The 21,629-nt window shown below is 41.7% G+C and carries 33 protein-coding genes; 12 read left to right on the top strand and 21 right to left on the bottom strand.

All coding sequences use genetic code 11. From position 1 onward, the window contains the following. Positions 1-129: 129 nt before the first annotated feature. The 13 genes from Q337_RS0101195 to Q337_RS0101135 all read right to left on the bottom strand — a co-directional run bounded on the left by Q337_RS0101195 (position 130) and on the right by Q337_RS0101135 (position 5,613). On the bottom strand, positions 130-876 hold the full coding sequence (locus Q337_RS0101195; protein WP_034279142.1) for a DnaJ-like cysteine-rich domain-containing protein: 747 nt from the start codon (positions 874-876) through the stop codon (positions 130-132). A gap of 12 nt (positions 877-888) precedes the next feature. Next, a complete protein-coding gene (locus Q337_RS0101190; RefSeq protein WP_026470022.1) occupies positions 889-1,311 on the bottom strand; it encodes a DUF1064 domain-containing protein in 423 nt (140 codons plus the stop codon). Continuing rightward, positions 1,308-1,478, bottom strand: coding sequence for a hypothetical protein (locus Q337_RS18725; RefSeq protein WP_156935670.1), 171 nt, complete (start codon positions 1,476-1,478; stop codon positions 1,308-1,310). The genes Q337_RS0101190 and Q337_RS18725 overlap by 4 nt, the downstream gene beginning before the upstream one ends. A 16-nt stretch (positions 1,479-1,494) precedes the next feature. Then, positions 1,495-1,692, bottom strand: coding sequence for a hypothetical protein (locus Q337_RS0101180; RefSeq protein WP_026470021.1), 198 nt, complete (start codon positions 1,690-1,692; stop codon positions 1,495-1,497). Then, the gene (locus tag Q337_RS0101175) at positions 1,689-1,868 is read right to left on the bottom strand and encodes a hypothetical protein (protein WP_026470020.1); all 180 of its coding nucleotides are present in this window, start codon (positions 1,866-1,868) and stop codon (positions 1,689-1,691) included. The genes Q337_RS0101180 and Q337_RS0101175 overlap by 4 nt, the downstream gene beginning before the upstream one ends. Continuing rightward, the gene (locus Q337_RS18200; RefSeq protein ID WP_051526470.1) at positions 1,865-3,094 is read right to left on the bottom strand and encodes a DUF1376 domain-containing protein; all 1,230 of its coding nucleotides are present in this window, start codon (positions 3,092-3,094) and stop codon (positions 1,865-1,867) included. Before Q337_RS18200 ends, Q337_RS0101175 begins: the two co-directional genes overlap by 4 nt. Before the next feature lie 10 nt (positions 3,095-3,104). Further along, positions 3,105-3,290, bottom strand: a complete 186-nt coding sequence (locus tag Q337_RS0101165; RefSeq protein WP_026470019.1) for a hypothetical protein — start codon at positions 3,288-3,290, stop codon at positions 3,105-3,107. Further along, the gene (locus Q337_RS18720) at positions 3,287-3,451 is read right to left on the bottom strand and encodes a hypothetical protein (protein WP_156935669.1); all 165 of its coding nucleotides are present in this window, start codon (positions 3,449-3,451) and stop codon (positions 3,287-3,289) included. The genes Q337_RS0101165 and Q337_RS18720 overlap by 4 nt, the downstream gene beginning before the upstream one ends. Next, positions 3,445-4,080, bottom strand: coding sequence for a hypothetical protein (locus tag Q337_RS0101155; RefSeq protein WP_026470018.1), 636 nt, complete (start codon positions 4,078-4,080; stop codon positions 3,445-3,447). The genes Q337_RS18720 and Q337_RS0101155 overlap by 7 nt, the downstream gene beginning before the upstream one ends. Beyond that, positions 4,077-4,556, bottom strand: a complete 480-nt coding sequence (locus tag Q337_RS0101150) for a hypothetical protein (RefSeq protein WP_026470017.1) — start codon at positions 4,554-4,556, stop codon at positions 4,077-4,079. The genes Q337_RS0101155 and Q337_RS0101150 overlap by 4 nt, the downstream gene beginning before the upstream one ends. Next, positions 4,553-4,981, bottom strand: a complete 429-nt coding sequence (locus Q337_RS0101145) for a hypothetical protein (RefSeq protein WP_026470016.1) — start codon at positions 4,979-4,981, stop codon at positions 4,553-4,555. The genes Q337_RS0101150 and Q337_RS0101145 overlap by 4 nt, the downstream gene beginning before the upstream one ends. A 127-nt stretch (positions 4,982-5,108) precedes the next feature. Beyond that, positions 5,109-5,324, bottom strand: coding sequence for a hypothetical protein (locus tag Q337_RS16320; protein WP_034279301.1), 216 nt, complete (start codon positions 5,322-5,324; stop codon positions 5,109-5,111). Between the two features lie 58 nt (positions 5,325-5,382). Further along, a complete protein-coding gene (locus Q337_RS0101135) occupies positions 5,383-5,613 on the bottom strand; it encodes a YdaS family helix-turn-helix protein (protein ID WP_026470015.1) in 231 nt (76 codons plus the stop codon). Positions 5,614-5,739: 126 nt separating this feature from the next. Here Q337_RS0101135 and Q337_RS18195 point away from each other — a divergent pair, with 126 nt between their 5' ends. The 5 genes from Q337_RS18195 to Q337_RS0101110 all read left to right on the top strand — a co-directional run bounded on the left by Q337_RS18195 (position 5,740) and on the right by Q337_RS0101110 (position 8,063). Continuing rightward, the gene (locus Q337_RS18195; RefSeq protein WP_051526469.1) at positions 5,740-6,561 is read left to right on the top strand and encodes a S24 family peptidase; all 822 of its coding nucleotides are present in this window, start codon (positions 5,740-5,742) and stop codon (positions 6,559-6,561) included. Between the two features lie 127 nt (positions 6,562-6,688). Then, entirely contained in the window at positions 6,689-6,955 is a 267-nt protein-coding gene (locus Q337_RS0101125) for a type II toxin-antitoxin system HicA family toxin (protein WP_026470014.1), read from the top strand. Positions 6,956-6,957: 2 nt separating this feature from the next. Continuing rightward, positions 6,958-7,410 carry a type II toxin-antitoxin system HicB family antitoxin gene (locus Q337_RS0101120; RefSeq protein WP_026470013.1) on the top strand — a complete coding sequence of 151 codons (453 nt, stop codon included), beginning with the start codon at positions 6,958-6,960 and terminating at the stop codon, positions 7,408-7,410. Continuing rightward, positions 7,394-7,690, top strand: a complete 297-nt coding sequence (locus Q337_RS0101115) for a hypothetical protein (protein ID WP_026470012.1) — start codon at positions 7,394-7,396, stop codon at positions 7,688-7,690. The genes Q337_RS0101120 and Q337_RS0101115 overlap by 17 nt, the downstream gene beginning before the upstream one ends. 97 nt (positions 7,691-7,787) lie before the next feature. After that, positions 7,788-8,063, top strand: a complete 276-nt coding sequence (locus Q337_RS0101110) for a CRISPR-associated endonuclease Cas2 (protein WP_026470011.1) — start codon at positions 7,788-7,790, stop codon at positions 8,061-8,063. On the opposite strand, the gene Q337_RS0101105 is transcribed toward Q337_RS0101110, so the two are convergent. After that, entirely contained in the window at positions 8,035-8,241 is a 207-nt protein-coding gene (locus tag Q337_RS0101105; protein ID WP_026470010.1) for a hypothetical protein, read from the bottom strand. The genes Q337_RS0101110 and Q337_RS0101105 overlap by 29 nt on opposite strands. Before the next feature lie 201 nt (positions 8,242-8,442). Here Q337_RS0101105 and Q337_RS0101100 point away from each other — a divergent pair, with 201 nt between their 5' ends. The 6 genes from Q337_RS0101100 to Q337_RS0101075 are packed head-to-tail and all read left to right on the top strand — an operon-like array spanning position 8,443 to position 10,954. Then, positions 8,443-8,655 (top strand): hypothetical protein, encoded by a 213-nt coding sequence (locus Q337_RS0101100; protein WP_026470009.1) that lies wholly within the window; start codon positions 8,443-8,445, stop codon positions 8,653-8,655. Position 8,656: 1 nt separating this feature from the next. After that, a complete protein-coding gene (locus Q337_RS18190) occupies positions 8,657-9,619 on the top strand; it encodes an ERF family protein (protein ID WP_051526468.1) in 963 nt (320 codons plus the stop codon). Positions 9,620-9,670: 51 nt separating this feature from the next. Continuing rightward, on the top strand, positions 9,671-9,919 hold the full coding sequence (locus tag Q337_RS0101090; protein WP_026470008.1) for a hypothetical protein: 249 nt from the start codon (positions 9,671-9,673) through the stop codon (positions 9,917-9,919). Continuing rightward, positions 9,912-10,529, top strand: a complete 618-nt coding sequence (locus tag Q337_RS0101085; RefSeq protein WP_026470007.1) for an HNH endonuclease signature motif containing protein — start codon at positions 9,912-9,914, stop codon at positions 10,527-10,529. The genes Q337_RS0101090 and Q337_RS0101085 overlap by 8 nt, the downstream gene beginning before the upstream one ends. Next, entirely contained in the window at positions 10,526-10,693 is a 168-nt protein-coding gene (locus tag Q337_RS18715) for a hypothetical protein (RefSeq protein ID WP_156935668.1), read from the top strand. Before Q337_RS0101085 ends, Q337_RS18715 begins: the two co-directional genes overlap by 4 nt. Positions 10,694-10,696: 3 nt before the next feature. Next, positions 10,697-10,954, top strand: coding sequence for a hypothetical protein (locus Q337_RS0101075; RefSeq protein ID WP_026470006.1), 258 nt, complete (start codon positions 10,697-10,699; stop codon positions 10,952-10,954). Here Q337_RS0101075 and Q337_RS0101070 read toward each other — a convergent pair. The 4 genes from Q337_RS0101070 to Q337_RS0101055 form a co-directional block, all read right to left on the bottom strand. After that, positions 10,930-12,159, bottom strand: a complete 1,230-nt coding sequence (locus tag Q337_RS0101070; RefSeq protein WP_026470005.1) for a tyrosine-type recombinase/integrase — start codon at positions 12,157-12,159, stop codon at positions 10,930-10,932. The two genes, Q337_RS0101075 and Q337_RS0101070, sit on opposite strands and share 25 nt — an antisense overlap. Positions 12,160-12,515: 356 nt before the next feature. After that, positions 12,516-12,893, bottom strand: a complete 378-nt coding sequence (locus tag Q337_RS16305) for an acyl-CoA thioesterase (RefSeq protein WP_211253588.1) — start codon at positions 12,891-12,893, stop codon at positions 12,516-12,518. Positions 12,894-12,920: 27 nt separating this feature from the next. After that, entirely contained in the window at positions 12,921-14,171 is a 1,251-nt protein-coding gene (locus Q337_RS0101060; RefSeq protein WP_026470004.1) for a capsule biosynthesis protein, read from the bottom strand. Between the two features lie 39 nt (positions 14,172-14,210). Further along, a complete protein-coding gene (locus tag Q337_RS0101055; RefSeq protein ID WP_026470003.1) occupies positions 14,211-16,238 on the bottom strand; it encodes a capsular polysaccharide biosynthesis protein in 2,028 nt (675 codons plus the stop codon). Between the two features lie 97 nt (positions 16,239-16,335). On the opposite strand from Q337_RS0101055, the gene Q337_RS0101050 reads away from it, so the two are divergent. Further along, positions 16,336-17,349: a phage baseplate protein gene (locus tag Q337_RS0101050; RefSeq protein ID WP_156935667.1), complete on the top strand. Its 1,014-nt coding sequence runs from the start codon at positions 16,336-16,338 to the stop codon at positions 17,347-17,349. Between the two features lie 34 nt (positions 17,350-17,383). Here Q337_RS0101050 and Q337_RS0101045 read toward each other — a convergent pair whose 3' ends face one another. From Q337_RS0101045 to Q337_RS0101035, 3 genes are all read right to left on the bottom strand, one after another. Continuing rightward, positions 17,384-18,484 carry a hypothetical protein gene (locus tag Q337_RS0101045; RefSeq protein ID WP_034279297.1) on the bottom strand — a complete coding sequence of 367 codons (1,101 nt, stop codon included), beginning with the start codon at positions 18,482-18,484 and terminating at the stop codon, positions 17,384-17,386. 77 nt (positions 18,485-18,561) lie between these two features. After that, the gene (locus Q337_RS0101040; RefSeq protein ID WP_026470000.1) at positions 18,562-19,935 is read right to left on the bottom strand and encodes a bifunctional cytidylyltransferase/SDR family oxidoreductase; all 1,374 of its coding nucleotides are present in this window, start codon (positions 19,933-19,935) and stop codon (positions 18,562-18,564) included. A gap of 41 nt (positions 19,936-19,976) precedes the next feature. Then, positions 19,977-21,341: a CDP-glycerol glycerophosphotransferase family protein gene (locus Q337_RS0101035; protein WP_026469999.1), complete on the bottom strand. Its 1,365-nt coding sequence runs from the start codon at positions 21,339-21,341 to the stop codon at positions 19,977-19,979. Between the last annotated feature and the right edge of the window lie 288 nt (positions 21,342-21,629).

Genomic DNA, 21,629 nt, shown 5'->3' with positions numbered 1-21,629 from the left:
AGGCATAAAAAAAGCCCGGAATTTTGGAAGACCGGGCTATAAACAGGCTGATTGGCGCTGCACTTACGAAAACGCCCATTATAGGGAAACTTATATCAAAGCGTTGCCTTTGTGTCAACAGTTTGTAAGTTAGGTTACTTTTTGTTCATTATCGAATGAACGTCTTAAATGGTCACCAATGGTAATATTCCACTGGGTAATTATAGATTCTCCGACACGCTCATAGAACGCATATCGACGGGAATAGTTAGATTTATGCATGGCACTAAGCCCCATTAATTTTAATTTCTCATTAATGGTGTACGGGATCTTGCCTGTGCCATTACAGCGCGTGCACTTGGTAATGCCGACTGACTTGCCATGTTCATAAACCTCATGCTTGCCAATACCACTGCAATGAGCGCACATGCCCTTCCCGAATAAATGGCTCATCAGCACCAGCTCGGCCAGCTGCTTGGCCACCTTGATCACGGTGCCATTACAGTGGTTGGGCTGAAAACCATTTTTAATCATGATTTTTTCAATCACACCAGCAATATGGTTTCTGATGCGGTAAAAGTCACCTGACTTAATGGACCCCTGTTTGATTTCCACAGTACCTGGCTTATCCGCAATACGGCGTTTCCATTCATAGTTAAAATCATATTTACTGATCATATCAATATGCTGGCGCTGTGATGGTGTAATCACAGCAATACGCTCGCGCTCGATATGGGTAACTAAAAGACCTGCCCACATTTTCGGCCAGTCAGATAACAGGCCTAATTCACCAAGTACCACTGACCGGGTAATTTTACTACGTGGATTGCCTTCAGTATCGGCAATGGCCAGTCTTAAAAACTCGATAAAATCAAAACGCTCTACTGCTACTACCATAATAATTACCCCTTAAACTTCCCTGATCTCAATGCCGTGCACCGTCAGCATCAAATGTTTTTTCATGCGGTATGGCCGCAATTTACGGGTAACTGCACTTTTCACGTCCTCAACCACCAGCTGGCCAGTAGCATCGGTATAGACAAAATCTGCGATATATTTCATTGCTGGTGTTTTTCGCTTTTCCCCTTCGTATTTAACGGCCTCGTTTAGTACATAACTAACCTGCATGCGTAGATCCGTGATCTGGCCAGCCTGTACCAGCAGTTTTAAAGCCTGATACCGCTGACCTTCTTTTTTTGAATCAAACTTAAAACCGTCAATTTCCACGGCCTGATTGTTATATTTAGAGGGTTTTTTAGGCTTGGCCTGCTTGCCTGACTTCGCCGCTGGAGCAAACCTGCGGCGGTACTCCTCAATAGACATGCTGGTCAATTAAGGCGCTCCCATTCATCATGTAAACGCTCATCCCTTGCCATTTCCGTAGCCAAAAAAAATAACCAGCCGACATAGCCAAGGACAAATATAAAAGTGGCCAGCCCTGGCCGAACCATAAAAGCTAAAAGGCTAATGGCAAATATGAAAATCTGGAGTAACAACATCAGATTTCCAAAAGTCTTAAATTTCACTTAATACCCCCTGCAATTGACGCTTAACAGCCACCTTGGCGGTTTGTTGTATTTCGTAAATGTGATAGTCACTTAAATTTTCTTCAGCACAGCGCTGTTTAAACATTTCTCGCGCTTCCCGAACTGCCAGCTCCAGCTGGGCCAGTACTAGGGCAGATCCGGCAAGCGAGTCACTAACTGGCTTCATTTGGCCACCAGTCTGTTTAGCTTGCTAAATACCGCGTAATAAGACCGATCCAGTACAAAAGCCATTTGGTATGGTGTATATCCATCCCGGTGCATGGAAAGTAGTGCTGTCACTTCGCATGGCCACCAGCCACCGATGGTGCTGTAGTAACGGTGTGTTTGCTGGCAATAAATCATGCTGCACCTGATCTAGGCTGGCGCTGTTGTTGTTTGGCCAGTAGGTCAGCCTCGGCCTGTGCTGCACGTTGCTGGGCTTCCTGCTGTGCGGCCTGCTCTGCTTCACGCTCAAGCTGCTTGGCCATGGTATCGTTGGCCACTTTGCCCTTGATCAGCCGAGCAAGACACTTCTCCGGGGTTTCCCCTTCCTGAATATTCTCGCGGATCTGGCCTACGGTGTAGCCGCAGCCAAACTGTTCCCAATCTGCCATATCATCAAAAACTGGGTTTTTAGGGATAGGTGATTCTGTTTGGAACTGCGAAGTATCCTTTTGCTGTTGCGGTTTTGAGGGTTTCGCTGGTTTTTGGCCAGCTGGTTGAACTTGAGCTTTTCTCCGGGCATTCACGATCCAGACACGAAGATGCAAATAGAGCTGGTTTTCAGTGTGGCCCTTACCGTGGTTGTTGCGGTTGAAGTCTGCAAGCTGATCGTCCAGCTCTGTCTGGCCAACAGGTGGATAATTCCTTTCGGCCATCAAGCTGTTGAGGTGCTCAAGGTTAGGTACCCACAATGCACTTGCCTGCTCTGCCGTTAAAAACCCATCGGGATTTTTTTTATTTTTTTCTAAAGATATATTATCCCTTTCCCTATCCCTTACTTCTCCCTTTCCCTTAAGAGCATTTTCCGTAGGATTTCCACCGGAACTATTTTTATTTCCAGTGGAATGATTACCGGATTCTTTGGAATTAGGCTTGGAATCTTCGGAAATAGTTTGCCATTCTGCTGGACTTCCTGCGGCAATCCATAATTCAAGCGTTGGAATTTCTACGGATGGCAGTCCGCTTTCTTCCAGTTTCTTATTGGCTTTCCGTAGGCGATCTGCAAATTTAGCGTAGTGATGACGTTGTTTGCCTGCCCAGCTTTCCTGTGCTTTTTCACAGATAACTGGATGATAATAGCGGCCGTCCTCGCATAGTACCCAGCCATGTAGTGCCTCGTCTTTAATATTGAGCCATTCTTTAACGACACGGCCATAGCCGGCCAGATTGGATAACACACGGTCGTCAGCTGGCAGGCTGCCTGCTGGAACCTGGTGCCAGGCTGCACACCACAGCAGCAGGCCTGAACGAAATGCCTCGGCACTGGTGAGCGCGGTAAAGTCACTATCACGCAACCTCACCACATCCAGTGGCATATAGGCAAAGTCCCGCAAATCAATGTTGTCGGGTATTAATGGTGCTGTCATTGCAAACTCCCTACTTGACAGCCTGGGCTGTAAATAAAACGGTTACGCCGCCCTGCTTCTCACATTCCAGAATGTAAGCATCAATGGCTGCGATTTTCTCTAAATTGATCTTTTGGAAATAAGTCTGCTCCCGGAGTTCACGAGCTGATAATGGCCGGGGCTTATTACCTCGACGGGGAATTCTATGGAAGCTCATGCAGCACGCCCCTTGACGCTACGGCAGCGTGCTCGATCTCGCTCGGCCTGTTGGCCAATGGTGAGTTTTCCGGAATTGGTGGCTGGACTAATTTTGCCACCGGTGGCGATAAACTCGTCCACGTGATTGTTGACTGTAGGTTTAATAGGGTGCCTTAGCATTGAGCACCCCCTGGCAAATACTCTGGATCGATGTCACACCAGCACTGGCCAAAACTGCTATACATGAGTGGTGTGGGTGCCCAGATCGGGGTCACGCTATCCATGTGCTGATGAACATACCGAGTAGCTGTGGCTATCTCGAACATGCGGCCGATAATGGCCTGAATGCTGCCCACCTGATTTGTGGCAATACCACCAGCCTGGCCTTTTTGGGTAAAGTTAACCTGGTCGCCCACGTAATAGCGACGGTAGCTATGCGGGATGCCTTTATATTTTTTGCAAGCCTGACAAAAGAATTTTTCGGCCAGTGTCAGCTCAACTGACTTGGCTTCCTCTTTAACTTTTGGGTAAGTGTATTGCAGTGAAAACTCAATGCAATCATGCTGGTGAAGGCTTTTTTCAATTAACAAGGCCTGTTCGTAACCCACCTTGAATTTCTTAACCATCTGTTTGCGCCAGGCATCCCGCAGCACCATGGCATTTTTAACCGGATGGTCATTTTTACGCAGGTTAGCGCGGCAAACTTCCATCATTTCTTCCAGCAGGTTTAAGGCCAGCTGGTGATACTGGTGCACCTCAAGTAGCTGCAAATTGGGTGCTTTAGTCGGCCGTTCTTCATAACGATTCATAGTGACCATCCTTGGCCAGTGGCCATCTGGATAATATTTAGAGCAAAGAAAAATATGGCAGTGGCGCGCCACCACCAGCGGCCATTGCACTTGTTGAGGTTCTGCTCGGCAAGCCGTACAACATGATCCTGGCATGCAGTCAGCAAAACTTTGGTGTTACTGCATTTAGGGCAATCCGGTGTTTTATCAAGATTGGCAGCTGGCAATGATTCCAGCGCTTTATGCAGATCGCGTAACTCGCACTGGGTAGTAAACATGCTGTTGTTTTTGATACCGGCATATTGCTGAATACCCACAAAAGCCCAATGGCCGTCTTGATAAAGTCGGAACCGGTCATCGTAATAATGGGTAATGCGACCACCAGCCAGCTGATACTGGGCGATATATGCAGCGCCCACTGGGGCCTGCTTGCGGATCTGGTGAGCTGCCGCCCGTCCACCCAGATTCGCTATTAATTGACTTGCTTGTATGCTCATGCTGCCCCCTGGCTCACTTTGCCACCTTTAGCAAAAAAGGCTTCCATGTCAGCTGCCAAGCGCTCACTGACTGAATATCTATCCGCATCAGTTGTTGGCTGCTTTAACACCCCGCCTTTTTGCACAGGTTCAGGCTTGGCAAATAATGCAGAATTAATGGCATGCGCTTCTGCTGATGGTTTGGGTGGTGTGCCGGGTTTTTTGGGTGCCGGCACTGGTTGTACTACTGGCAAGGGCTTAGACTTTTGCTCAGTCTTAGGATGCTTGGCCCTATAGGCTTCACGGTTCCTGATCCGGTCACATTCAATACAGGCATTTGTTTTAAAATTACGGACAAAGGTGCCGCATTTCTTACACGGAGTATCGACCACATGCTGCTTGTTGGTGAGTGGACGGATGGTTGATTGACTTGCTTCTATACTCATGGTTAAATTTCCTTTCGACTAGCTGTACTGTTCGTTGTTGACGCAACGAACGTAAAAAGCCCTGTTAGCTTGCTAATGGGGTTTTTTATTGCCTAGATTTGTTGCGGTCGCTGTGCTGCGCATCGTTTTATTCGTTCCCTGTTAAACCAAAAATCTTTTGTCTAACCTTCGTTTCATGTTCGATTTGTTCGAGATGAGGAATGATTAGATTTTCAAAGGTGTACTCACTGGCCCCTTGGCCTGCACGCTGGCAATCAGCCAGACCGACTAAGCGATCCTTTACGCCTTGCGGCATGTGTACGGTGATAGAGGCGTCTTTCTTGCCCCGTGCGACTTGGCGCATGTTGTTTCCCCTGTTGCGGCGACGTCCTTTCCCCATGGTGAATCCTTCCTGTGGATGGTTAGGCGGTGGCTGGTTTTGGCCGACCAATTTCTAGCAAGGTTTCTGGGGCAAGCTGGCCAGAGGTGAGCTCAGAAATTTTCTTTGAATATGTGGTTTCACCTGTGTACTCAGAACGAGGTAAAGAATTTCTGTTTATCCACTTATAAATTGCCCGCTCAGACAAATTTACAGCTTCTGCAACTACAGGAACCCCACCAGCCTGACTGATGACCTCTTTGATAGTTTGCATAATTTAAACCCAATATTGAACTTTAGGTTCAACAATATCAGGAACTGAAAGTTCTTTCAAGATAATTCATGATTGAACCTATGGTTCATTTGAATAAATGAAGAAAAAAGTATTTGAGTATTTTTTATGAAAAGTGAACTTGAAAAAGTCAAAGAGGAATTTGCCAGTCGTCTTAACTTGGCAATGGATGAACAAGGATATCCAGTACGTGGGCGTGCTCGTGTTTTAAGTAAAGAATTTGGTGTCTCTGATAAAGGTGCTGGTAAATGGATTAATGGTGAGGCAATTCCAGAAACGTCTAAGATTCCCCTTATTGCAGCTTTTCTTGGAATTAATGCTGAATGGTTACTTTCAGGTGTAGGTGAGATGCGCCCACTCTCCCAATCCCAAAGCATGGGCAACATGACCCAAAGCCAGTCTGGCCAGTCGCAAGGTCAAATTCAAGGTGAACCATGGAAAAGTCATTTAATGGCCTTGGAGCCATGGGAAGATGGTGATGAACCTGATCCAGATGAAGTAGATCTGCCCTTTTTTGATGATGTGTCTTTTGCTGCTGGTGATGGGTCTTTCCTGATTCAGGTGGGTATGAATGCCCAACGTAAATTACGTTTCCTGCGCGCAACACTGGAAGCAGCTGGTGTGCGAATTGAAGATGCAGCCTGTGCCAAGAATAGTGGCACGAGCATGGAAGATTTGATCCGGGATGGCGCGACCATTGGCATAGACATCAGTAAAGCCCAATTGCCCATTAGGGATGGGAAAATATACGCCATGTTCCATGGTGGCATGTTGCGGATTAAATACCTGTATCGCCTGCCTGGTGGCGGTGTAAGACTGCGTAGCCATAACCGTGATGAATATGAGGACGAAGATTTATTCGGCGATAAGCTCAATGATTTTAGGGTATTGGGCTGGGTATTTTGGTGGTCAACGGTAGATCGCTGGTAAGTTTAGAAATGGGTTACAGGTAAAAGGTTAATTCATTTTTACACAATTGCTTCAAAATTTGGATGTATTAAGCACTTATTTGCAACTAAAATCTAGTTGCAAAACTTACACTTTAAAGAGAGAATAAGTGACCAAAGCTGATAAGTTATTAACTCGCTTTTTTGCTGATCCACCCCCTAAAAACTTTAAGTGGAAAGATTTTGTCACGCTGATGAACCAGCTTGGCTTTACACTTGAGTTTAATGGCCGGGGAAGTTCTCACTGCATTTTCTATAAAGCCGACAACCCCGCCGTAGTTCTACAATTTCTTAAGCCGCATCCAGACGATCAGCTTAAGGTTGAGTATGTCAAAAAAGCGAGAATGTTTCTTAAATCTTTAGGTATCGGAGCATAAACATGAATAACATTTATAAATATAAAGGTTTTACCGGATCTATTGAACCAAGCGTTGAGGATAACTGCCTGGTAGGTGAAATTCTTTATATCCAATCCAAAATACTGTACTGCGGCGATACGATGGATGAACTAAAGGCAGCGTTTAAAGAAGCTGTGGATAGTTATCTGGACTATTGCCAAGGTAAAGGTATTCAGCCAGAAAAACCGTTCAGTGGAAGTTTTAATGTACGTTTAGGTGCCGAATTACATCGCAAGGCCGCTGAAAAAGCCTATCAGGATGGTATCAACTTAAATGAACTGGTGGTTAAGGCGGTCACGACTTGCGTTGAACATGAAATTTTGCATCAACATCACCACCAGCACGTTATTGAAGTCAAGGTACAGGATCAGGCTATGGTTACTTTCAGTGATCAATCACAAAAATTAGGAGTTAAAAATGTCACATTCAGTTAATGACTCTGCTAACGACTCTGTGCCCTCTCTATCTATACAAGAAATTGTTACGCTTATTCTTAAGGCCAAAGGCATACATGAGGGATTTTATGTGCCGCAAATGGAGCTGGGCTTTGGGGCCGGTGCCGAGGAAGTGGATAATATATTTGTACCCGCCATTAAAGTAGCCATAAAACGCATCGGTATTGCTAAAGTTGATTCTGAATTACCTTCAAGTGTAAATGCCGCTTTGGTTAATCCAAGACCAAAGCCTCGCGCTCGCAAAGAAAAAGTAGAATAAAGTTATTATTAAACTAAGCCTGCCTTGTGCAGGCTTTATTATGGAATTAAAAATAAGCCGCGAACCCAGCGCGGCCTTGACTGAGTGGAGAGAATAAATGGCAGCTTACTTAGTAAGTTATGATTTGATAAAAGATAAAGATTATTCCGAGCTTATAGATGCAATAAAGGCTTATCCCAATTGGGCTAAGCCTTTAAAATCTGTATTTATAATCATATCGCAAACAACAGCATCTCAAATACGCGACAATCTCAAAACACATATAGATGCTGATGATGAAATTTTGGTTGTTAAATTATCTACAGATGCTTCAAATTGGGCAACCTATGGCATTAGCAAAGAAGTTACTGACTGGATGAAAAGCAACCTTTAGCTTTAACAGTACCTATTCCATTCTCAAAGTCTTGTTGAGCCTTTAGAACATAATCAAGGCTCTCCTGACTCGTTGCAACTTTGGTATCTTCTAACAGGGTAAAGCGGCAGCCCATAATGCTGACATAACTGCCTGCTGGGATAATTGCCACTTCCTGATCTTGATCTAATTCACTCATATCCTTCTCCTATACCCAGCCACGCGCTGGGTTTCTTTTTTTAATATAGCAGAAAAATAAAATAATTGAACTTTCAGTTCTTGACTTAATTGAACCATTAGTTCATATTAAGTTCACAAGCCAGTAAACAGGCAAAAAGAAACCTCCGCGTTGCTGTCACAACCGGAGGCCTGACCCCAACCAAGCTGGAGTAAAAATATTATGTCACCAATGCAAAAGTTTGTCATCAGTAGCGAGCAATCGCTACTGGCCAAGCGTCACCGCCGTAATGTGTTCCGCGCCCGTATCATTTCTGCATGCAGCGTTAAAAACGTGGTTGCCGTGTTTATTCATGCAGGCCTGATCGTGTTCTTTGTGGTGATCGCTACTGCCCTGTATGCCTTTATGACCACCCTTGTGCGTGGAGGCGCTTAATATGACCACTGCATCTCTCAAGGTTTATCAGGCCATCAATGCAGTACAGCGTGCACTGGCCAAAGAAGGGATTTCAAAAGACCGGCAAGCCTCTGGCTTTGGTAATGGCTATGCGTTCCGGGGCATTGATGATGTCTACAATGCGATTGCTCCGTTGCTGGCTGAGCACAAACTGGTAATCATTCCACGCTGTGTTGAGCGTACTGAAACCCAACGACCCAGTGGCAATAAAACCCTGTATTTTGTCCTGGTCAAGATGGAATTTGATTTTATCAGCAGTGAAGATGGCTCCAAGCACGTGGCCTGTGTATTTGGTGAGGCCATGGACGCGGGCGACAAAGCCACCAACAAGGCCATGTCTATTGCCTATAAGTACGCCTGTTTCCAAACCTTTGCCATTCCGACTGAAGGTGACAACGATCCGGATGCCACTGTGCATGCTCCCGGTAATGCCCAGGCTAAACCTAAACAAGCAACTGACCAGCAGCAACAGCATCAACCCAATCAACCAGCTGGTGAGCAGGCAAAGCCATTGGCCACTATTCTGGCTGATATTAATAAGGCCCGGAATGTGGGTACGCTGGCCATGATCCGCGACTATGTAGCGGCTCGGCAATATAGCGAGTCTGATATTGGCGAGATCAAGCAGGCGCTAAAATCACGCCATGATCAGCTAATGCAAAAACAGCCAGCCCAGGCTAGCCAGCAGCATGGCCAGTCACAAGGATTCAAACCGCTTCAGTCTGTGCTCAAGGACATTCTGGCCACCAAGACGGTTCACGATCTTACTGACATCAAAAACTATGTTTTTAATGTTGGCCATGGTGAGGAAGGTTACACCGAGCATGATTTCCGCATCATTAAAAACCAGCTCGCAGCGCAACACGACAAGCTGGTCAAATACCCGACCAAGGACCCTGCTCCAGCTGTCCGGCCCAACCTGGATGATCCAATTCCGTTTTGATATACCCGCCCTGCTTTGGCGGGGCATCCTGCCCTATTGAAGGATGTAAACATGAGCAATAATTTAAAAGAGTTAAACGATATTCTGTTTGGCCAGTTACGCAGGCTAGATAGTGCAGCAGTTGGCGGCAACTTGGATGCTGAAGTACAGCGTGCTGAAAGCATGACAAAAGTTGCTGAGCCAATCCTGGAAGGTTCACGCCTGGTGCTCGAGGCAACCAAGCTTAAGGCTGAATATATCGGCTTAAAAGGTGACAAGGGTGATATGCCACCTATGCTGGAGGTCAACCAAAATGTCTAAAGGTGCATCTATCAAATATAGCCCTGACGAACTAGCGTTTATTCAAGTCAACGCTACTTTGTCCCGGGCAGCACTTACCCAGCTGTTCAACGCTACGTTTAATCGTGACATTGCAGTGGATAATATTAAAGCCCTATGTACTCGTAAAGGCTGGAAAACTGGCCGTGATGGCCGCTTTCCAAAAGGATCAGTCCCTCCCAATAAAGGTACCAAAGGTTTAACAGGCGCCAACAGTGGTAGCTTTAAAAAGGGGCAACAATCCCATACCCAAAAACCTGTTGGTTATGAACGAATAACAGTTGACGGGTATGTTGAGGTTAAGGTGGCTGAACCCAATAAATTCAGGGCAAAACACCATATCATTTATGAGCAACATTTTGGCACCATCCCCGCTGGCCATGTCGTAAAGTTTAAGGATGGTAACCCACAGAATTTTGCTACAGACAATCTGGTGCTCATGTCACGTGGTGAGCTGGCTGTACTGAATCATCTATATGACCATAAAAATGCGTCTGATGAAGCCAAGCCGGTATTAATTACACTGGCTAAGGTTAAAGCCAAAGTTGGAACCATCAGGCGCAAGGCAACCAGCGAGGTGGCCAGCCAATGACCCATTATTATGCCTGGAAGAACAATGAAAAGCGTGCACAGATGTACGGCAAGCCCTGCCGTATCATTGCACGCGGTACACAGAACAGCCGCGAGATAGAATTTGAGGATGGTACACGCGAAATTGTAAGCGGCAATGCTTTAAGAAAGTTAGGAGGTAAATAATCAATGGGAGCACAAATTAATCAGCAATCAGCAGCAGCTGGCCAGACGGTACAAAGCAGCTACACCACGACAGACCTGTGCATAAAGTTTAAACGCACTGCCCGTACATTTCTGCGCTGGCAATCTGAAAAATGGCCTAACCCCTTCCCTAAACCGATTTCGGCATCAAAGGGTGCGGATAATGTATATAGTGCCAAGGCTGTAGACGCATGGGAAGCTGCTGGCGGCTTAAATGCTCAAGTAGCCACATCCAATGAGTGATTGTTTAAAATCACCTGTAATCGCTCATACCATGCCTTATAGGCCTCTGCCTGCTCTTTTAAATAATCGTACCGGTCATACGTCTGCCACATCTTTGGCAGCGCATGGCCAAGCATGATCTCACACACGTGAGGTGGTGCCAGTTCTGACATATTGGTGCGCATGGTGCGGCGCAAGTCATGGAAAGACCAATGCAGCATTTCATAGTTTTTATGCCGTTTCAGCCACTGAAAAATATTGTTCGGCATTGATAAATGCCCTGATTCTTTCATAGGTTCAGTAGAATTTAATGCTGTGAAAATATAATCAGAATTATAGCTAATCATCATGGCCTGCCGGATCAGGCTCTCAAACTCCGGAATAATCGGCCGCAGTAATGGTTTTTTGGTCAGTTTGCCAGTCTTATGATTTTCAGCCGGTATAGTCCACACGCCTTTTTCAAAATCAAAATCTTTCTTCTTGGCTAGCTTTAACTCACCGACACGGCAGCCATACATCAGGCACAGCTTCATAAATATTTTGTTTTTTACGGCCATTCTGGTTTTATCCAGGGCATGCCAGGACAAATAGATTTCCTGATTAGTGAGTGCTCGCTCAGTGGAATTTTTAATAATATTTAAATCATGCTTTGCTGATATATCTTTTAAGTGATTCACGCTGGCCAGTTCGCGTTTAATCGCCCAGCGGTACACATGATCCGAATTTAACAATATCCTGGATGCAATAGATTGAGAGTGCTTGGTTATATCTTCCAGCAGTAAGACCCACTGCTGAAGGCTGATCTCATCTGCCAGGAACTCGCCAATAATAGGCAGTGCATGAATTTCAAAGGATCTTAAAATCTGGTGATGAGAGGCCTTTTTGGGCTTGCATGAATTTTCATACCACATGTAAAACAGGTCATTAAAATTTTTGGCATTAACAATATTGGCTTTTTCCTTATGCCGGATATTCTTAGGATCGTGGCCCTGCTCCAGCTGGGCACGCAAACGCTGGCCCTCTGCCCTGGCATCCTTCAAAGACATAAGCGGGTATGAACCCAGATCCAGACGCTTGGCCTTGCCGGCATAGTTATAACGCAACTGGAATACAATTTTACCCTTGGGTGACACCCGGACACTGAGCGCATCACGGTCTGCCCGTTCTTCCGTCTTTTCCCGTTCTTTTTTATGGTTGGCTTTTAGCCACGCTTCAGATAATGCCATGATCGACTCTTGTACATAATTTCCAAAAATTGGCCAGCATGTACAAAACAGCCTGATTATGTACAAGGCTATGTACATAATTTTAGTGTCTTGTTGTGGCGCTTGGTGGCTGATTATGTCCTGTAATGTCGCATAGTGGAATACAGAAGCTAGGGAAATAAAGGTTTTTTTGTCGTGTGGTGACGGATGGTGTCGCGTAGTGTCTTATTGTTTATTATTAATATGGGCTATGATAGAAAAATTACGAATGTTGCGAATATCGGTCACAGTGCGGCCAAAATATAAAGTTATTGAAAATGGCGCATTCTAACGCATTTTAAGCAAGAAAACTTGCAGGAAATGAGTGCTTGACGTGATTAAAGTACGATATAGGCTTTTTTAAACTCAGGCGGCATACGGATGGGCCTGCCACTGGAAAGGCGGATGCAAACCCAATGGGTTTTGGCTTCAAATACTAGCTTTTTATCTTGTAAGCGTATGAATTCATACTGCCGATAGAGGTTAAAACCATCCGTTTCTGTAAGCCATGTTTTTAATAACAATTGATCCCCTGTAAAGCAGGAGGCCAGATAGGTCATTTCATGATGACGCGCTACCATTGCAGCATCAAGTTTTTGATAAGCAGTAAAGTCAAGACCCAGCGCCGCAGAATGCGCCCAGGCCACATCCTGCATCCATTGCAAATAAATAATATTGTTCACATGACCAAAGCTGTCGAGGTGTTCCGTCTGCACCACAATTATCATTTCATAATGTGGCAATTAAAATTTAACCTTCTGAGAGGACAAGTTTTGCAGATCCATCGGTGAAATCTGGAGATTAGAAGACTTGGTCATCCAGGGAGAAGCACCATAAAATGAACCATTAAGCTGGGAATAATGCACCAGTGCATAACGGAAACGCCGGTAAGCCAAGCGGTTAACCCGACCCGGATTTTTCCAGAACTGGTTCAGTTCACCCTGATAAGTCAGTTTGGGTAGGTTGTAAATTGCTCGACCAGTAACCTTAACCGGCTTATCGTGAAACAAAGCCTGCAAGCCTGTGGTACTGTTAATTGCAACCAGACCAATACTATGCTTTAAAAGCGTAGGCAGATGTACATCACAAATATAATGCACCCGGTCCATAATGCCTAAGGCCAACGCATGTTTAGTCAACAAGTAATTATAATTACGGTAACCACGATCCATCGGATGATGTTTAAATACCAGGTGCTTATCTGCTGGCGCACTGCTGGCAAATGAAGTTAATACTTCAAGAATAAACTCTTCCACATCATTATAGTCACTATGAACGCGCACCTGACTGTCATTGTGTACCTGTAGTGCGACAATAAAATAATGCTTGTCATATTTTTTGATAATGTCTAAAAAGCGGCGCGGCTCGACCTGATAATTAATTGCACGCCGGATAAACGAGCGCATCCAGTAAAATAATTCAGCCAGCGGAGAAATCTGGCGATGATGCTTATAGAACGGAAACAGCCAGAAAAATACGGTCCACAGCAAATAATACAGGCATGCAGAAAATACCATCTTTTTATAACTGGAATTGACCACCTCAGGTTTATCTGGAAATGGCAACTCATTGGATAAATTTATAAATTTCTGCTTAATGCAGGAAAAGTCATTGACGCCATCACGCTCAAGCGTAATGTAATCCGGCCGAATATAACCTTCCTCAAAAACAAAGAATTTTAAGCCAAGCTCTTCTGTTAAACACTTGGCTTTTTCATGGTAAAAACGGCAGTCTCCAAAACACACTACACTATCAATTCTTTTATCCTGAAGATGTTGTTTTAACCAGATTTTAAAATGATCAAGACGCCCATAATAATTTACCGCATTTCGTCCAGAATAAAAAAACCAGTCACCTGCATTGAAATTAACTTTATGGCATTCAATAGCATAAGACTCTAGCCAACTTCCTAGCTGCTGAAAAAAGTCGCCCATCGGTCCCTGCAGTAGAAGTACTCTACGCGCAGCCAATAACTCATCAACAGGCAAGCTCATACTGCTCCTCAATTCATCCCAAAAGAACAGGATTAAAATTTAACGTTTATAGATTAGTAGCGCTCTTAATCTGGCCAGCCATGATTTTTTCTGCATCAGACTTAACCCAGCATTCATTTGACGCTGTTTAACAATATAATCAATTACATGTTCAGGTGTCGCCAAATAGGCGTTATCGTCATCTGGTAATTTATATAATGGATATGATACTAGAGTTCCATATATTAATTCATCCAGCGTTAATCGTTTTTTACGTCGTTCACATCTGGTACGATCTTCAGTCAATCCCCATCCTGCATAAAAAGGCAATCCATAACAGTATACTTTTTTTTGCCGAAGTAACGCCTCAAAACCTGTTAAAGAGCTAATCGTATGTATTTCATCAACTTTATTCAGACAAGAAGGCATGTCCATTTTATAAATTACTGAATTAGCATATTTATATAACGTTTCATTAACAATTTTACCTGGTCTTAAGCCAGCCTCCACATCTGGATGAGGCTTATAAATGATCCAAGCATTTGGCTTATTTGTACGAACTACTTTTAATAATTCCAAATTAGTAAAAATTCCACATCCACCCAACTGTACAGAAGCATCGTCTTCCACCTGCCCAGGTACTAAAATTACAGTTTTATCATTAGGAATATCAGGCCAGCTTTCCTTCTCTCCAATATTATACTTACTTAAATGCTGGCTTACTATTTTAAACCTTAGCTGTTGGGCACGTTGCTGCTGTTCTGGCAAAAGCTGTATATTATTTAAAATAGTTTCAAGCCGTGAAGGCTGATTAGGATCATAATAAATGCCTTGGTCATCTAATACCAGAGATAATGGCCGGATTAAATTTGCCCCAAGACCAATAGAACGAATAAATCCATCTTCCATACGCCAGACTTTTGCGTGTCTATTTTGCTCTAGCTGCTGCCGTTGCTGTGGCTTTTTATTCCCCCAGATAATGTAGTGCTGATCTGATAGCGCTTGCTTTGGATACCACCATTTAAAAAAAATCCGGTTAGTCGGCTGCGACAAATAACTCTGAATAAAATTTCTTTTCCAGCGGCTAAAACCTAACGCATTTACATTACCACTTAACTGGTTGGCCCAGGATTTTTGCAATATCAGCAGCTCTAAAATTTCCTCCAGCTCACAACGCTTGCCAGTATTGGGATTAACGTAACGGGCATATTGAAAATAGGCGGCACTAAACAACTGGGTTAAACTTCGCTTAACCTGACGCCTGCCCTGCAATATCCCTGTAGGCGCAAAGTCATCATTTGTAAGACCCCAGCCTGCATACCAAGGCAATCCAAAGCAGTGAACGGTTTTACCCAACATTAATGCTTCAAAGCCCATTTGTGAACTAACGACATACACTTCATCCATTTGCTTAAGCAATGCAATCGGATTGCAATTCTGGGCAATAATCTGGATCTGTGGATCATCCCGTAGTTGATTAATATTAAAATGACCCTGCTTCTTGCCTGAAATCACATCCGGATGAACCTTTAACCAGATTACCGCTTCTGGATAATCAGATTTTGCCTGTTGCAGCATTTGCACAAATGATTGTTCACTAGCACCGGAAAATTTAATGGATTGATCACCAAATGTCTGGTCAGCAATTAAAATTTGTTTTTTCCCTAATGGAATATTTAATGCCAATTCAGGCGCATGATTATATTTTGAAATCTGGTAATGCCTAATTTTTTCAATAGCCAAAAGAGCACGGCCTTGATCTTCCTGCCCTATATGAATCAGGTTTTCCAGAGTAGAGATTTGATAAGCATCAAAATAAATTCCTTGATCATCTATTACTAAGGAAAGTGGCTGATATCCCTGTACTCCCAACCCAATGGAACGGATGAAACCATCTTCCAGTGTAATAAGTGGAATATTATGTTTTTTTGAATAATTCTGGGCTCTATAAAAACTAGTCTTACGTCCCCAGCCTGCAATTGCTTTTAACTTTTCATTATTTATATAGCGAAAAAAAACTGTTTCATTACCTAAAAAGCTTTCAAGATGCGAAATATAGTTAATTCCTAAAGATGTTAAACCAATCATATACGTAGAAATATACCTTAATAACAATATACCTTAGAGGATTTACTATAAAATTTAAAAAATACTTTTGTTAATTATTTCAAATAGGATCAATACATTGAATATCTTTAGCCTAAAAATACTCCCTTATGCCTTGCTCCTTCCTGGAGTATTCTTACCAGTATATGCTAAACCACTCGATGAAAGTTTACTACAAAAAGAGATTCAAACTTTACCACAAGCGCAAGCATTCAGTAAGAGCATAAATACTAGTATACCAAAAACGCAGTTTATGCTAAAGCGAGTGGGAGCCGCAAAAAATGCAGTTGTACAAGGCATTGCTATCGACCCCAGAACAAAATATCTTTATACCACTAACGTTACTGGCAAGCCTTCTAAAGGGGTTATTAATCGTTATAAGCTAGACGATAAAAATAATAAAACTGCCCTTGATGCACAGCAGCCTACTGATTATATCGGGCATCAAGGTATTACTGTGGAACCTCAAAGTTCAAAATTATGGGCCTCTGCTGGTCCAGGTATTAAAAACCACGGATGGTATGCGGTACGCTTTGCCTATCAGCCTAATGGAGAAGCTAAAAATATTCAAATCATAAAGCTATTTGATAAAGGTTATAGCAAAGGAACTAATAGCATGCCAACCTTTTCCCCTGATGGTAAATACCTTGTAGCACGGAGTGCGGTAAAAAAAGATGGGCAAAGTTTTAATGTTATTCGCGTATTTGACATGAATAAATTTAATTTAAATATGACTGCTGATTTGAGTAAAAGCTATTTATATGAATGGTCAGTTGATAAATCCCTAACTCCAGCCGGCTTTCCTTTTCAGGGTATGGCAACTGATGGTAAATATATTTATATGATTAGCGGTTATGGTAATCCTAACAATAAAAAACTTCATGTTTACACCTTACAAGGCAAACAAATACAAAACATTCAAAATCTGACATTAGGCAAACATGAAGCCTTTAATGACGGTATTAAAAGTACTTGGGAACCTGAAGGACTTGCGGTACGTACTACGCCACAAAAACAATTAATGGTGATCTTTGCAACCGGTGACAAAGGTAAACGTAATGCGCGGGTTTATTCGATTGATATAATTGATTGATAAAATTTAATTTTAGGCGAATAAAACTCTGCCCTTAGTGTGTATAGACATGGTGACATAGCCACTCTAGGCGTTCATGTAAGGGCATGCTGGCTATATTAGGAAAACTATATCCAAATATGTAATTATAAAACTCATTTACCAATATACTCTGATAATCTGGAATATCTTGTTCATTAAAAATAGCAGTATGCCGATAATAATAATTTAAAAACTTATCATTAAAGTTATACTGCTTCTCTTTAATAAAAGTTCTAACAGGAATAAAACTCGCATAAAGCTGGGCTTCCATGGCGGAAATATCAGTAAATGCCTCCTTAACTGCTATAGGCTGATTTTTTGTTTGGGCCTTAAAAAGGCTTTTAAACTTTAACCTTAAATAATAATCTTTTAAATCAATCTCATCTTTAACCAAGATAATATTAACACCTTGTTGTAGCAGAAAATTTATACCTTTGTATAGTCTATCTTTATATTCTACTACCCGATGTCCGAGATTAGGGTGAGGCTGAATAACTAAAGTTATCAAACCCTTTGTTCTCATATAAGTAAGTAACTTATAAAAAATATCCGGCCATTCCAGACTGCTATAATTTTCTTCTGGTATGCCCCCTTCCCAGGTAGGCGCAAACAATAAATTCTTTGCTCCAGAGCTATACTGATAGGGTGCTTTCCCTGTAAAGGTATTTCCCATCATAATAACTCTGCCATTCTCCACATCCATTTGATTAAATATTTTATGCTCTAAATAACGATTTATCCCCATCCTTCCAGCAGTAACCACATAATCATAAATTCTTATAATAGGTTTGATTGAGGAAATTTTATTACTTTCCCCATGCGTGACAAATATATGTTTGAGACTGCGGTTAGCAACTATCCTGCAATTAGACTGCGCATTAAAAAGATAAAATACTACCGTATTTGGCAGCATTCTAATTTCAGAATATTTTTCAAATGTACAAAATTTTATATGATTGCTAATAAAAATTTTAGAAAATTCAGTAAAACTTTCTTTATACTTTTTAAAATAAATGATTGTGTTATAGCGATCAAATACATCTGTATTAAAATATTGAACAATTTGATAAGCTGTACCAATAATTTTACTGTCTAGATAAATGTAATTAGGCACAACTGATCCTATTATATAAAAAGCCTGCATCAAAAATGCAGGCTTTCACACATATATATAACTGGCTATAAGGCTAGCTAGCGTCCATCTTTTCTCACATCAACAATGATACCAGTTTTATTGCTTAATAGCACTGCCAAACTAGTTTTACCAACTTCATCAGCTGACAGAAGTAAAGAAGGATCTTCCTGCCCAAAATTTGCGGTACGCATAGGTGTACTAGTTCTCTCCGGGTTTACACAATTTACCCGAATTCCGTAAGAACCCCACTCTTCTGCCAAAGCCTGAGTGAAATTAACAATCGCGCATTTGGTTGAAGAATACAACGCATAATACGCACGTCCACGCGTGTAAGAGCTTGATGTAAAGTTTAGCAACATCCCTTTAGATTTCTCAAGAAATGGCTTGGCTGCTATAGCAACATTTACAGCACCCAAATAGTTAATATTAATTAATGACAACACTTCGTCTTGAGATAAATTATCTAAAGGTTTTTTAATTAATAGCCCAGCTGTATTTACCACAGCATCTATATGGCCCACCTGTGAGGTTACATCAGCAAGATAAGTACTTACACTAACTCTATCCGTAATATCTACCGCGTTATGGCTACGACTGGCTACAAATACATTAGCACCATGCAGTATTGCTAAATTTCGCATGGACTGGCCAATACCACTGGTGCCACCGAAAATAACTATATTTTTTCCTGCAAGTTGTTGTAAATCAATATGGTCTAACAGACTATGTGGGTCACCAGACTGTAATAGCTTCTCTGCTATAAATAAATCTAAAGGATGCGTAATTTTTATATTACGCTCCGAACCTTCTACAGTAGCTACCCGAATATGAGGCAACATTGCTCTGATTACACCGCAATCACAAGTAAAGATATACCGATCACGTGCTATCGCTTCTTGGTAAGCTTGCTGAATAGTAGAAAGTATAAATGCCTGAGGCGTTTGTCCTCGACGCATGTTTACCCGGTTAGGAATATTGGCAATACATCCATCATCATATACTTCAACCAAAGTATCACTTGATGGAATCACCACATCAACGGCTTCGAACAAATCAAGTTTATCAATGCAATCTTCAATTATCTTGTTATTAATTAACGGCCGTACTGCATCATGAAAAATGACTTTACTAGTAGGATCATAACTTTTCATGCTATGTAAGGCAGATAAGGTAGAGTCAAAACGCTGATCACCACCCACAATTACTTTAGATACTTTTTTCCAGTTATTATTTTTTATAATGTCCCAAGTACGCTCAATATACTCACCTTTAGATACGATGATAATTTCATCTATTAAGGGCGCATCCTCAAAGATCTGAATGGTGTACTCAATAACAGCTTTTCCAGCAAGTTTGGTAAATTGTTTTGGTAAACTGCCGCCGAAACGTGAACCAGAACCACCTGATAAAATTACACCAACATTTTTCATTAATAAACCTAATTCATCTCAAAAAATTTCTATGTCACATCTTACTGCTGGACAAACATACGCATGTTATCAATCAAATAATTTTTTTCAGCTAATTTTCGTAACTCAATTGCAAATTGGTCTTGAGCAATAGAATTAGCGCTTAAAATATACTCCATTGCTTGCCGCCGACTTTCCCTAAGATAGTCATCGCCTTGCAATACTTGTTCTATCTTTGCTAAAAGCTCAGGAACTGTGGAGAAAGTATAACAATAATCCTCATAGTTCATATCGCTTTGAGAAACATTAATTTCCCTATCCTTAGGTATATAAACAAAAATTGGCGCATCAGCTGCCAAGCATTCTGAGACCACTGCTGAAATATCACAAATAAATAAATTCGAACGTAAAACCAATTCACTAATATTTATAGAGGGTCCATGAAATAAAATCTCTTTACCCTTTGATTCAAGGGCAAGTTGCAATTTTGATTGAATATTTTTCAAACTAGGATCACGTGACCCTGTGACTGGATGTAGTTTTGTACTTACTAGTAGGCCAAATTTTTCAATGATACTTTGAAGCATGACCCCGCTAAGCCGCAATGAAGAATAATTACTTTCTTCATAAACGCCTTCCCAAGTTGGTAAATATAAAACATTATTAACCATTCGCTTATGCCAAGGAGTCTTTGAAACTTCCAAGACACTAGACAAGTTAGGACGTCCTACCTTAACAAAATCAATATGATTAGTATTGAATTGTGCATTTTTAAAGCGGTCTATATGAGCTTGGCCTGCAACCCAGACTTGATCATACACCCGAAAAAACTTGTGAGCACTTGCTGATTTGTCACTATCCCCATGGCCAATAAAGATGTGCTCATAGACATTGAATCTTAAACAGTGAATATTATTTCCTGTATTAGAGGGATAAAAAATTCCCTTTAGAAAGGCCATATTGTTTAATAGATTTTCAATATCTATAGGTGTTTTAGCATAGGCAACATTAATAAAAGGATATTTTTCAACCACCCAATTATATAAATCTACGTTACGAACGATGACAGCAAAAGATATTTGTGTGGTCAAAAAAGTTGGAATCCATAAACTTAAATGTGATGGACCATGAGTCATACCTTCTCCGGTATGTATAATATGATAAATAGGTGACAGGAGATTAATATGACTCAAATTTATCGAGGAAGGTATTATAGTTTTTGCTGCTACTGAATTATCTGCTTTAGTTGAAGAAACAGGTCGCTTAGTCACAGGTACTTTTTTTGCGGGGCTCGGGCTTGTGTCGAAAACTTCTAGTCTATTGCCTAAATTGTCTAATAACATAGGCAAACGCTGGGTCAGAGTCTTGTAAGCCATATCTTTAAAAAAAATGTTAGGTGTGTTAATTAATTTTGTGATTTTACTCATACAACTAATTCCCGCTACGATTGCAAAATTTTAAAAGTTAATTGTAAAACAATTTTGTCTTAAGATTAGTAGTAGAAAGATTACAATATAGTAATGAAAATTTATACATAAAAACTTTGTAATTTTAGCTATTTACAATAATATTTCCCTCTCATGAGGGATAAAACATATATTTTTAGATATAAAGTAAGTGAATTATATTAGGTATCGATATCATTATATAATAATATATTCTAGGGTAATAAATACTTCTAAATTTTACTATTACCCTAAGGAAAATTATTTTTT

The organism is Alkanindiges illinoisensis DSM 15370 (genome assembly GCF_000619845.1).
GTDB lineage: Bacteria > Pseudomonadota > Gammaproteobacteria > Pseudomonadales > Moraxellaceae > Alkanindiges > Alkanindiges illinoisensis.
This window is presented reverse-complemented; position numbering and strand designations above follow the sequence as displayed.